The sequence below is a fragment of the Paenarthrobacter sp. YIM B13468 genome (genome assembly GCF_042788025.1).
Classification (GTDB): domain Bacteria; phylum Actinomycetota; class Actinomycetes; order Actinomycetales; family Micrococcaceae; genus Arthrobacter; species Arthrobacter aromaticivorans.
This window is the reverse complement of sequence record NZ_JBHZPI010000036.1, coordinates 24,376-35,924: the sequence shown is the minus strand read 5'-3', so window position 1 is coordinate 35,924 and position 11,549 is coordinate 24,376. Positions and strand designations below refer to the sequence as shown.

The window sequence follows — 11,549 nt, the reverse complement described above, 5'->3', positions numbered from 1 at the left end:
CTCTCGGGCCAACAGTCATGGCTACTCCTGCTCTCGTCACACACCACCTGACTCACAACCAGCCTGACGCAGAGGGAGGCCGTTGGATGTGAGAGGGGACCGCGCCAAACGCGACGGGATGTGAGAGAACGTCAGGCGAAAGGCCGTTGGATGTGAGAGAACGTGCCGGCGGCAGAGCCTTAGGGGCCTAGAGGACCTTGCGGATCGTCTCCTCGAAGCTGACTACGTGGTGCAGGGCGAGCTCGGAGGCGCGGCCTTCGTCGCCGTCGGCAATGGCTGTCAGCAATTCTGCGTGCTCGGCGATGTGGCCGGAGACGGAGGGCATTCTTTCCAGCATGTAGCACCAGATGCGGGTGGCGAGATTGTCGTACCGGATCAGGACGTCTTCCAGGTGCGCATTCGCCGAGGCCTTGTAGATGAGGCGATGAACCTGGATGTCGTAGCGCATGAGTTCCTGGGAGGAATTGTCCCGGCCTTCAAGATCACGAATTGCACCGGCAACAGCGCGGAGCTCTGAACGCATGGCAGGGCTGGCCATGCGGGCAGCCTTCCTGGAGGCAAGTGGCTCCAGTAGCTCGCGGATCTCGGAGACCTCAGCGAGCTGGGTAATGTCCACGCCGGTGGCGAACGTCCCACGCCGTGGATAGGAAACCACTAGATGATCGCTTTCGAGACGCTTGATGGCCTCGCGGACGGGCGTACGTCCAATGCCGAGTTCCGCAGCAATCTGACCGTCGTTGATGGGGTCACCGGGCTTGATGTCCAGCATGATGAGCCTGTCGCGGAGGAGCAGGTAGGCGTTCTCCGCCAGGGACGAACCCTGCGGAGCTGATTCCAGTGCTTCCAATGCTGCGCTCATTGCTCTCTCCCGTTGTCGCCAATCCAGTTTGCTGAATGGATTGCCGCAGACCTGTTGACGACCTTGTGATCTTCAACATACTATGGCAATAGTTCTAATATATCAGTTGCCTAACAGTCGGCCACTAGACAAGCTTTCGAAGGAGAACACCATGGTTGAACCGCTGATCCGCCCGCTCGCACAGGCGGACCCGGAGGTCGATCAGGCGATCGCCCTGGAACTCATCCGCCAGCAGTCCACGCTGGAAATGATCGCCTCTGAGAACTTCGCCCCCACGGCCGTCATGGAAGCACAGGGCTCGGTCCTTACCAACAAGTACGCCGAGGGTTACCCGGGCAAGCGCTACTACGGCGGCTGCGAACACGTTGATGTGATCGAGCAGCTGGCCATCGACCGCCTGAAGTCCCTGTTTGGCGCAGAATTCGCCAACGTCCAGCCGCACTCCGGCGCCCAGGCAAACGCCTCGGCCATGCACGCACTGATCACCCCTGGCGACACCATCATGGGTCTGAACCTGGCCCACGGCGGCCACCTGACCCACGGCATGCGCATCAACTTCTCCGGAAAGCTGTACAAGGTTGTTCCCTACGGCGTCCGCGAAGACACCCACACCGTAGACATGGCAGAAGTGGAGCGCCTCGCCATTGAAAACAAGCCGCAGCTGATCGTCGCTGGCTGGTCCGCTTACTCCCGTCAGTTGGACTTCGCAGAATTCCGCCGCATCGCGGACCTCGTGGGCGCCTACCTGATGGTGGACATGGCCCACTTCGCCGGCCTGGTTGCAGCTGGACTGCACCCGAGCCCGGTCCCGCACGCCCACATCGTCACGAGCACCACGCACAAGACCCTTGGCGGTCCCCGCGGTGGCGTGATCCTCACCAACGACGCCGAGATCGCCAAGAAAGTGAACTCCGCCGTATTCCCCGGCCAGCAGGGTGGTCCACTGGAGCACGTCATCGCCGCCAAGGCTGTGGCCTTCAAGATGGCCGCCGAACCGGAGTTCCAGGAACGCCAGCGACGTGTACTTGAGGGTTCCAAGATCCTGGCCGATCGCCTCCTCCAGGAAGACGTGGCCGCAGCCGGCATTTCCGTGGTCAGCGGTGGGACCGACGTCCACCTGGTGCTCGCCGATCTCCGCCACTCCGTCCTTAACGGCCAGCAGGCCGAGGACACGCTGCACCACATCGGCATCACGGTGAACCGCAACGCCGTCCCCTTCGACCCCCGCCCGCCGATGGTTTCCTCGGGCCTGCGCATCGGCACCCCCGCCCTCGCCGCCCGCGGCTTCGGCGCTGAGGACTTCACGGAAGTCTCGGACATCATTGCGACGGCGTTGATCGCCGCAGCGAATAGCGGCAGCTCCGCAGCAGGCACCGAAGGTGACGTCACCCTGGACGAAGCCACCGCCGTCGAACTCCGCCGCCGCGTGACCGCGCTGGCCGACAAATTCCCGCTTTACCCCCACCTCAGTAACGGCAACGACGCCGCAACTGAACTCGAAGAAATGATTGGAGCAGCCCAGTGAGCGCGGACCACCTCCCCGAACACCCCGACTTCCTCTGGCGCAACCCGGAACCCAAGTCCTCGTACGACGCCGTTATTGTCGGCGGGGGCGGGCACGGCCTGGCAACGGCCTACTTCCTGGCCAAGAACCACGGCATGACCAACATCGCCATCCTTGAAAAGGGCTGGCTGGCCGGTGGCAACATGGCCCGTAACACCACCATCATCCGGTCCAACTACCTCTGGGACGAGAGTGCTGCGATTTACGAGCACGCCCTCAAACTGTGGGAAATCCTGCCGGAAGAGCTGGAGTACGACTTCCTGTTCAGCCAGCGCGGCGTGATGAACCTCGCCCACACCCTGGGTGACGTCCGCGAAAGCATGCGCCGCGTAGGCGCCAACCGGCTAAACGGTGTGGACGCTGAGTGGCTGGAACCGGATCAGATCAAGGAACTCTGCCCCATCCTGAACACCAGCGACAACATCCGCTACCCCGTCATGGGTGCTACTTACCAGCCACGTGCCGGCATCGCCAAGCACGACCACGTGGCCTGGGCCTTCGCCCGCAAGTGCGATGAACTCGGCGTGGATATCATCCAGAACTGCGAAGTCACCGGCTTCATCAAGGACGGAAACCGGGTTACCGGCGTCAAGACAACCCGTGGCAACATCAACACCGAAAAGGTAGGCCTCTGCGCCGCCGGTCACAGCTCGGTCCTCGCAGAGATGGCCGGCTTCCGCCTCCCGATCCAGTCCCACCCGCTCCAGGCGCTCGTGTCTGAACTGCACGAGCCGGTCCACCCCACGGTGGTCATGTCCAACCACGTCCACGTGTATGTGTCCCAGGCACACAAGGGTGAACTGGTGATGGGCGCTGGCGTGGACTCCTACAACGGCTACGGCCAGCGCGGATCGTTCCACGTGATCGAGGAGCAGATGGCAGCCGCCGTGGAGCTCTTCCCGATCTTCGCCCGGGCCCACGTGCTCCGGACCTGGGGCGGCATCGTGGATACCACGCTGGATGCCTCGCCGATTGTTGGCCTCACCCCGGTGGAGAACATGTTCGTCAACTGCGGTTGGGGAACGGGTGGCTTCAAGGGCACTCCGGCGGCTGGTTTGACCTTCGCGCACACCATCGCAACCGGTGCCCCGCACAAGCTCAACAAGCCATTCGCCTTGGAACGCTTCGAGACCGGCGCCCTGATCGATGAACACGGCGCCGCAGCCGTGGCCCACTAGTAAGGACGGGAAAAGACATGCTTCTCATTTCATGCCCCAACTGCGGGCCACGCGACGAAACCGAATTCCACTACGGCGGCCAGGCACACATCGCCTACCCGGAGAACCCGAACGACCTCACGGACCGCGAATGGGCTGAATACCTGTTCTACCGCGAGAACACCAAGGGCACCTTTGCCGAACGCTGGGTCCACAGCACGGGCTGCCGTCAGTGGTTCAACATGCTGCGCGACACCGTGAGCTATGACATCCACTCCATCTACGCGATGGGCCAGCCCCGCCCGGATACAACCGGCGAGTACGGCCAGGCCGGCGGAGCAGGCCTCGCTCCCGGCGCACCCACAACCTCGACGGCCACTGCCGCCCCCACCTCCTCGGAAGGAGTCTAGAAGTGACCAGCAAGAACGCACGCCTCGCCACCGGCGGACGCATTGACCGCAGCATCGCTTGGCGCTTCACTGTGGACGGCCAGGAATTCACCGGCCACCCTGGCGACACCATCGCCTCCGCGCTGCTGGCCAACGGCCACATCAACGCCGGCAACTCCCTTTACGAGGACCGCCCCCGCGGCATCATGGCCGCCGGCGTGGAAGAGTCCAACGCCCTGGTCAAGATCGCTCCCCGCTTCCCGGGCCACGTTGCCGAATCCATGCTCCCCGCCACCGCCGTTTCACTCGTGGACGGCATGAACGTTGAGCTGCTGAATGGTTTGGGCAAGCTTGACCCTGCCGAGGACAAGGCTGAGTACGACAAGAAGTACGTCCACACGGACGTCCTGGTGGTCGGCGGCGGTGTTGCAGGCCTTGCAGCCGCCCGTGAAGCAGTCCGCACCGGCGCCCGCGTCATCCTGATCGACGACCAGCCCGAACTGGGTGGTGCACTGCTCTCCGGCTCGACGGCCGAAGACCTGCAGGAAACCATCGAGGGCAAGCCTGCCCTGGAATGGGTTGCCGATGTGGAAGCCGAGTTGGTCTCCGCCGAAGAATGCACCGTGCTGAACCGCACCACGGCCTTCGGTTCCTACGATTCCAACTACTTCATCGCAGCGCAGAACCGCACAGATCACCTGACCGTTCCGGCCGCTCCGGGCGTTTCGCGTCAGCGTATCTGGCACATCCGCGCACAGCAGGTTGTACTGGCACCGGGTGCCCACGAGCGTCCGTTGGTCTTTGAGAACAACGACCGCCCGGGCATCATGCTCGCTTCGGCTGTCCGCACGTACCTGAACCGCTACGCGGTCGCAGCCGGTTCACGCGTCGTCATCACCACCACCAACGACTCCGCTTACTTGCTCGCCGCGGACTTGAAGGCAGCAGGCGTGGCGATTGCCGCCGTCGTCGATGCCCGTCCGCAGATCAGCGCGAAGGCCGCTGCCGCCGTCGAGTCCGGTATCCGGGTCCTCATTGGCAGCGCGGTTGCCGACACGAGCGCCGATGACAACGGCCGTCTCAGCGGGGTCACCGTCCGCAGCATCAACGACGACGGCGAACTCACCTCGGGCGTCGAGCACATCGCGGCCGATCTGCTTGCTGTTTCCGGTGGCTGGAGCCCTGTGGTGCACCTCCATAGCCAGCGCCAGGGCAAGCTGCGCTGGGACGATGAACTCGCCGCGTTTGTTCCGTCCACGGTGGTTCGGGACCAGCAGGTTGTTGGCGCAGGCCGCGGCAGCTACGAACTCCAGGACTGCCTGGCAGAGGGCATCTCGGCCGGAGCGGCAGCATCCATCGCTGCTGGTTTTGAGTCCGAGGTGACGCCACAAGAGCTGACCGCACCCGTGGCGAGTGCCCCGACCCGCCAGCTGTGGCTTGTCCCGGGTCAGACCGGCGAACCGGGCGAGTGGCACCACCACTTCGTCGACTTCCAGCGTGACCAGTCCGTTGCTGACGTCCTGCGCTCCACCGGCGCCGGTATGCGCTCGGTGGAACACGTGAAGCGGTACACCTCCATCAGCACCGCCAACGATCAAGGCAAGACCTCCGGCGTCAACGCAATCGGCGTGATCGCCGCTGCGTTGAAGTTCGGCGGCGCGGAAAGCGTTCCCGGCGTCGGCGAGATCGGCACCACCGCCTACCGCGCACCGTTCACCCCGGTCGCGTTCGCCGCTTTGGCTGGCCGCCAGCGCGGTGAGCTGTTCGACCCCGCCCGCGTGACCTCCATCCACCCGTGGCACGTTGCCCAGGGTGCCTTGTTCGAAGATGTTGGACAGTGGAAGCGCCCTTGGTACTACCCGCAGTCCGGTGAGGACATGGACACGGCAGTCCTGCGTGAGTGCGCAGCGGTTCGCGATTCCGTGGGCTTCATGGACGCAACCACCTTGGGCAAGATCGAAATCCGTGGCACGGACGCCGGCGAATTCCTGAACCGCGTTTACACCAACGCCTTCAAGAAGCTCGCTCCGGGATCCGCCCGCTACGGCGTGATGTGCACCCCGGATGGCATGATCTTCGACGACGGCGTGACCCTGCGCCTGGACGAGGACCGCTACTTCATGACCACTACCACCGGCGGCGCTGCCAAGGTGCTGGATTGGCTGGAAGAGTGGCACCAGACGGAGTGGCCGGAACTCGATGTCGTCTTCACGTCCGTCACGGAACAGTGGAGCACCATCGCCGTCGTCGGTCCCAAGTCCCGTGCAGTGATCGCGAAGGTTGCCCCGGAACTTGCCGAAAACGGCGGCCTGGACGCTGAAGCCTTCCCGTTCATGACCTTCCGTGAAACCACGCTGGCGTCCGGAGTGCAGGCACGCGTTTGCCGTATCTCCTTCTCCGGTGAACTGGCCTACGAAATCAACGTTCCGTCCTGGTACGGGCTGAACACCTGGGAAGCCGTTGCCGCTGCGGGTGCTGAGTTCAACATCACCCCCTACGGCACGGAAACCATGCACGTGCTGCGCGCTGAGAAGGGCTACCCGATCGTCGGGCAGGACACCGACGGCACGGTCACCCCCCAGGACGCTGGCATGGACTGGATTGTTTCCAAGGCCAAGGACTTCATCGGCAAGCGCTCCTACCTCCGTGCGGACGCCAAACGCGAGGACCGCAAGCACCTGGTGAGCGTCCTTCCCGTGGATCACTCGCTGAGGCTGCCGGAAGGCACTCAGCTTGTGGAGAAGGGCATCCCCGTCAACCCGGCGTACGGACCCGTCCCCATGGAAGGCTTCGTCACCTCGAGCTACCACAGTGCCGCATTGGGCCGTTCCTTCGGCCTGGCCCTGATCCAAAACGGCCGCAACCGCATCGGCGAGACCCTCGTGGCCTCGGTGGGAGACCAATTGGTGGACGTGGTTGTCGGCGAAACCGTACTTTTCGATGCTGAAGGGACCCGCAAAGATGGCTGAAACAGCAACACCAGCAGAAACCGCACACGTCGACCGCGTACGGGGTGCCCGCCGCAGCCCGGCCGAACACCTGGCTGACGCCTTCACCTCCGGCTCAGTGCCGGGCACGGTGACGCTCAAGGAGATTCCCTACCAGGCCATGGTGGGTATCCGGGTTGAGCGAACGTCCGACGCCGGCGCCCGCGTTGCGTCCATCACCGGCGGCTTGCCGGCCACTTGCGGTGAAGTGACGGGGGCAGGCGCAGTCAACGCACTCTGGCTCGGCCCCACCGAGTTCCTCGTGGTTGCTCCGGAGGAGTCCCACGACTCACTGGGCGGTTCCTTGGTCAGCGACCTGACCACGGCACTTGGCAGCGATGAAGGTCAGGTAGTGGACCTGTCCGCCAACCGCACCACGTTCGAGCTCAATGGCAGCCACGCCCGCGCTGTGCTCGAAAAGACGTGCTCGTTGGACCTTCACCCCCGCGTCTTCAAGGCCGGCACAGCCGTCTCGACGGAGCTCGCACACATCCCCGTGATGCTGTGGAAGACCTCCGAGGAGAACTACCGGATCTTTCCCCGGGCCTCGTTTGCCGATTTCCTGGGACGCTGGCTCCTTGACGCCATGCGGGAGTACGCCTCCCCCGAGGTCCCCTAATGGCACTGAGTGTGCTTGATCTGTTTTCTGTTGGCATCGGGCCGTCGTCTTCACACACGGTCGGCCCGATGCGGGCGGCAAAGCAGTTCACGGACGGTCTTGAATCGTCCGGCCAGCTTCCGGCCACGGTGCGCGTCCAGGCAGAGCTCTTTGGCTCCTTGGGTGCCACCGGCCGGGGCCACGGCTCCGACAAAGCCGTGGTGCTGGGGCTGCAGGGCCACTCACCCGAAACCGTCGACACCAAAACGGCTGACGACCAGGTGGCAGCAGCAGCCCTCGACGCCGAACTGCGCTTGGGCGGCGACCACCGGGTGGACTTCAACTGGGACGAGGACGTGGTCCTCCACCGCCGCAAGTCCCTTCCGGCACACCCCAACGGCATGACGTTCCGGGCCCTTGACCACACCGGGGCAGTACTGCGTGAGCGCAGCTACTACTCGATCGGTGGCGGCTTTGTGGTGGATGGGGATGCCACGGGCACGGACAAAGTAGTAGCCGATGACACCGTGCTCCCCTACCCGTTCACCACTGCTGACGAGTTGCTGGCCATTTGTTCACGCGAGGGCATGTCGATTTCCGATGTCATGCTGGCCAACGAACTCGTATGGCGGTCTGAGGAGGAGCTCCGCGAGCGCCTCCTCGGGATCTGGGCTGTCATGCGTGAATGCGTTGACAACGGCTGCTCGGCCGAGGGGATCCTGCCCGGAGGTTTGAAAGTCAGGCGACGGGCGCCGTCGTTGTTTAAGAAGCTTTCCGAGACCGACGCCCAGCTGAACGGCGAATCCTCAGCGGACCCCTTGCTCGCCATGGAATGGGTGAACCTGTTTGCGTTGGCGGTCAATGAGGAGAACGCGGCCGGCGGCAGGATTGTCACTGCACCGACCAATGGTGCCGCAGGAATTGTGCCTGCGGTGCTGCACTATTACACAAAGTTTGTTCCCGGAGCCAACGACGACGGCGTCGTGCGCTTCCTGCTCGCGGCGGCCGCCGTCGGGATTCTCTTCAAGATCAACGCCTCCATTTCCGGTGCAGAGGTGGGCTGCCAAGGCGAAGTGGGTTCGGCCTGCTCCATGGCCGCCGCTGGTCTTTGCGAGGTTCTGGGCGGAACGCCGGAGCAAGTGGAGAATGCCGCCGAGGTGGGCATCGAGCACAACCTGGGCCTCACCTGCGATCCCGTTGGCGGACTGGTGCAGATCCCGTGCATCGAACGCAATGCCATCGCCAGCGTCAAGGCGATCAATGCTGCCCGTCTGGCACTGCATGGCGATGGCAGCCACAAAGTGTCCTTGGACAAAGCCATCAAGACCATGCGCGAGACAGGCGCCGACATGAAATCCAAATACAAGGAGACCTCCCGTGGAGGACTCGCCGTCAACGTAGTGGAGTGCTAGCCATGACTGCCATCCAAACCGAATCTTCTACTGATTCCTCTACCGGAACCACAGTGGAGCACGTCCTTACCTTGGACTGCCCTGAAGGTCCCGGAATCGTCCATGCTGTATCCGGCTTCCTGCTGGAGCATGGCTGCGACATCATCGACAACAAGCAGTTCGGTGACCGCGCCGAGGGCCACTTCTTCATGCGGGTTCACTTCGCGTCCTCCGGCGACGAGACCACAGTGGATGCTTTGCGTGCAGCCTTTGCCCCTGTGGGCGAGAAGTACAACATGAACTGGCAGCTGGAACGCCAGGGGTCCAAGCGTCGGGTGTTGATCATGGTCTCCAAGTTTGGGCACTGCCTCAATGACCTGCTGTTCCGTGCTCGGATCGGTGAGCTGCCGATCGATGTGGTGGGTGTCGTGTCCAACCACACGGACCACCAGGGCTTGGCGGAGTGGCACGGGATTCCCTTCTTCCACGTCCCTGTCACCGCTGCTACCAAACCTGCGGCGGAAGCGCGTTTGCTGGACATCATCGACGAGTTGGACGTGGAACTCGTTGTGCTGGCCCGGTACATGCAGGTGCTCAGCGACGATCTCGCCCGGAAGCTCGACGGGCGCGCCATCAATATCCACCACTCGTTCCTGCCGAGCTTCAAGGGTGCCAAGCCGTACCACCAGGCTTACGCCCGCGGAGTGAAGACAGTGGGCGCCACCGCCCACTACGTCAACGGCGAGCTGGACGAGGGCCCGATCATCTCCCAGCAGGTGGTTGAGGTGGATCACACGTTCGGACCGGAAGATCTCGTAGCCGCCGGTCGGGACACGGAGTGCAAGGCCCTCAGCAACGCCGTTCGTTGGCACTGCGAAGGGCGGATCATCCTGAATGGGAACAGGACGATTGTGCTGAAGTAACGCCTTGCGCGCCCCATTTCGATGGTCCGCTACGCAGTCGACGTTTTAAATCGTCGTGTGCGCAGCGGGCCGTCGTTTTGGCGTTTAAGGGTTCGGCAGCCGAGCCAGCCTCGAAGCCAGGTGCAACGCGGCGAGCCTTCCCGTTCCCCGGGGATCTCCCCCGCACAGCTCGAAGATCCGCTGCAACCGGTGGTGCATGGACTGCCGTTCCAAGTGCAGTTCGCGTGCGGCTTGGGCCGTGTTGCAGCCGGTGTCCAGCCACACGGTGAGCGTCCGTAACAGCTCGGATCGCCGCAGTTGGTCATGCTCGACGACGGCACCCAACTGCCGCTGCACGAACCCTTCGCGGGTTGCTGGGTCCAGATGTTCCTCGGCGAGGCGCTCCACGGCGAAGGCTTCAGCATCCACCACGCCACCTCCCACCAGATCCAGGTCCAACGTCCGGCGCGCCTCGGCCAAGGACCACGGGGCCTCATCGATCCCCCTGCCCACCGGGCCAAGCGCTATCGCGGATCCGGCCGGCGTTTCCAATGCCCTGAGCGCGTCCATCAGGGCCACCCGGGTAGCAGCGCCATCGCCAACGGAAGCGAGTGCGATCAGCTCCGCGTTATCTGCATAGCTTGCGCTGTGCGGCACGTTCGCACGCAGCACTGCATCCAAGGCCGAGCGGAGATGCCCTGCACCTGTGGAGCGGATCACCAGCGCAGCAACCTGGCCGTTGGCGGGAAAACCCGACGCCGGCCCGAGCTGCTGGAGCTGCCACGATTGGCTGCCGGAATTGATGGCCCGCATCAGTTCAATGCCCGCCAACTCCTTCAATCCTGGCGGCATCCGCTGCAACAGGGCCAGGCCAAGGATGTCCACCGACCGCTCGCCCGCCACGCGCGCGAGGCCACTGTCGCCGTCGTCGGGCACTCGCAGCTCCAAGCGGGCGGCGAGGACGCCACGCACGGGCACATCAACAGTGATGAGTCCGCCGTCCTCCTCCGGCGGCGCTGTGCCTGGGGCCGAAGCCGCTGCGGAACCCGCTGCCGAACCCAGGGTAAGGCCCGACGGCGATACCAACCGCGCGCTGGCACCTGTCCTTTCTGCCAAGACAGCCAAAAGTTGGTCAAGTCCGCCGCCATGGGCGAGTTCGGCTGCCATCGCGTGGCTGGCTTGGTCGCCGCGTTGAAGCTGTTCGACGGACTCGCTGACCAGGAGTGAGTTGATCTCCTGCATGACGGCCACGAACGGAACAACGTGACGCAATTCAATAACGGGCAGGCCTGCCGCTTCGGCGGCTTCCAGCATGGGACCCGGAACTTCGGGCAGTGTCGGTCCGGTTTCCAGGGCCAGTGCAGTTATGCCGCGGGCCGCTAGCTCCCGGACGTATTCGGCTTGCCGCCCGGAGCTCTCAAGGGCCAGCGCCTGGCCGCCGCTGAGGAGCAGTTCGCCGCCGCTGAGAAGGGGAGCGATGTCTAAAACCTCGCTGGAGTGCACCCAACGGACTGGGCGGCTCAGTGCGTCAGTCACCGAATTGAGCAGGCGCGGTTCAGCGGCTTTGAGGCTTTCACGTTCCAAAGCCTGACCGAGAAGGATGGACATGACACTCCGTACTGTCGAATACAATTTCTTTAGACACATCGTATCTTGTTGCTGTGATCTGTGGCACATACTCTGAAAGAGTCCCTTTCACACA

General features: G+C 63.7%; 9 protein-coding genes. 7 read left to right on the top strand and 2 right to left on the bottom strand.

Going from position 1 to position 11,549, the window contains the following annotated elements; all coding sequences use genetic code 11:
• Positions 1-187: 187 nt before the first annotated feature.
• Positions 188-859, bottom strand: a complete 672-nt coding sequence (locus ACFX4T_RS24275; protein ID WP_377654853.1) for a GntR family transcriptional regulator — start codon at positions 857-859, stop codon at positions 188-190.
• A 151-nt stretch (positions 860-1,010) separates the two neighbouring features.
• Between ACFX4T_RS24275 and glyA the strand changes: the two genes are divergently transcribed.
• From glyA to purU, 7 genes are read left to right on the top strand one after another with little or no spacing between them, the layout of a single operon-like run.
• Complete coding sequence (gene glyA, locus ACFX4T_RS24270; RefSeq protein WP_377654851.1) at positions 1,011-2,384, top strand: serine hydroxymethyltransferase; 1,374 nt, start codon at positions 1,011-1,013, stop codon at positions 2,382-2,384.
• Positions 2,381-3,601, top strand: a complete 1,221-nt coding sequence (locus ACFX4T_RS24265; protein ID WP_223947178.1) for a sarcosine oxidase subunit beta family protein — start codon at positions 2,381-2,383, stop codon at positions 3,599-3,601. Before glyA ends, ACFX4T_RS24265 begins: the two co-directional genes overlap by 4 nt.
• A 17-nt stretch (positions 3,602-3,618) precedes the next feature.
• The gene (locus ACFX4T_RS24260; RefSeq protein ID WP_377654849.1) at positions 3,619-3,990 is read left to right on the top strand and encodes a sarcosine oxidase subunit delta; all 372 of its coding nucleotides are present in this window, start codon (positions 3,619-3,621) and stop codon (positions 3,988-3,990) included.
• A gap of 2 nt (positions 3,991-3,992) precedes the next feature.
• On the top strand, positions 3,993-6,938 hold the full coding sequence (locus tag ACFX4T_RS24255) for an FAD-dependent oxidoreductase (RefSeq protein ID WP_223947179.1): 2,946 nt from the start codon (positions 3,993-3,995) through the stop codon (positions 6,936-6,938).
• Positions 6,931-7,575, top strand: a complete 645-nt coding sequence (locus tag ACFX4T_RS24250) for a sarcosine oxidase subunit gamma (protein ID WP_216926318.1) — start codon at positions 6,931-6,933, stop codon at positions 7,573-7,575. Before ACFX4T_RS24255 ends, ACFX4T_RS24250 begins: the two co-directional genes overlap by 8 nt.
• A complete protein-coding gene (locus ACFX4T_RS24245; protein WP_377654846.1) occupies positions 7,575-8,966 on the top strand; it encodes an L-serine ammonia-lyase in 1,392 nt (463 codons plus the stop codon). Before ACFX4T_RS24250 ends, ACFX4T_RS24245 begins: the two co-directional genes overlap by 1 nt.
• A 2-nt stretch (positions 8,967-8,968) precedes the next feature.
• Positions 8,969-9,868 (top strand): formyltetrahydrofolate deformylase, encoded by a 900-nt coding sequence (gene purU / locus ACFX4T_RS24240; RefSeq protein ID WP_377654844.1) that lies wholly within the window; start codon positions 8,969-8,971, stop codon positions 9,866-9,868.
• Positions 9,869-9,952: 84 nt separating this feature from the next.
• Here purU and ACFX4T_RS24235 read toward each other — a convergent pair whose 3' ends face one another.
• On the bottom strand, positions 9,953-11,455 hold the full coding sequence (locus ACFX4T_RS24235; protein ID WP_377654842.1) for a PucR family transcriptional regulator: 1,503 nt from the start codon (positions 11,453-11,455) through the stop codon (positions 9,953-9,955).
• Between the last annotated feature and the right edge of the window lie 94 nt (positions 11,456-11,549).

What these genes read in the sequence shown, in the direction of transcription:
- ACFX4T_RS24260 (WP_377654849.1), top strand. Translation starts at nt 3,619, where the DNA reads ATGCTTCTCATTTCATGCCCCAACTGCGGGCCACGCGACGAAACCGAA.
- purU (WP_377654844.1), top strand. Translation starts at nt 8,969, where the DNA reads ATGACTGCCATCCAAACCGAATCTTCTACTGATTCCTCTACCGGAACC.
- ACFX4T_RS24235 (WP_377654842.1), bottom strand. Translation starts at nt 11,455, where the DNA reads ATGTCCATCCTTCTCGGTCAGGCTTTGGAACGTGAAAGCCTCAAAGCC.
- glyA (WP_377654851.1), top strand. Translation starts at nt 1,011, where the DNA reads ATGGTTGAACCGCTGATCCGCCCGCTCGCACAGGCGGACCCGGAGGTC.
- ACFX4T_RS24245 (WP_377654846.1), top strand. Translation starts at nt 7,575, where the DNA reads ATGGCACTGAGTGTGCTTGATCTGTTTTCTGTTGGCATCGGGCCGTCG.
- ACFX4T_RS24250 (WP_216926318.1), top strand. Translation starts at nt 6,931, where the DNA reads ATGGCTGAAACAGCAACACCAGCAGAAACCGCACACGTCGACCGCGTA.
- ACFX4T_RS24275 (WP_377654853.1), bottom strand. Translation starts at nt 859, where the DNA reads ATGAGCGCAGCATTGGAAGCACTGGAATCAGCTCCGCAGGGTTCGTCC.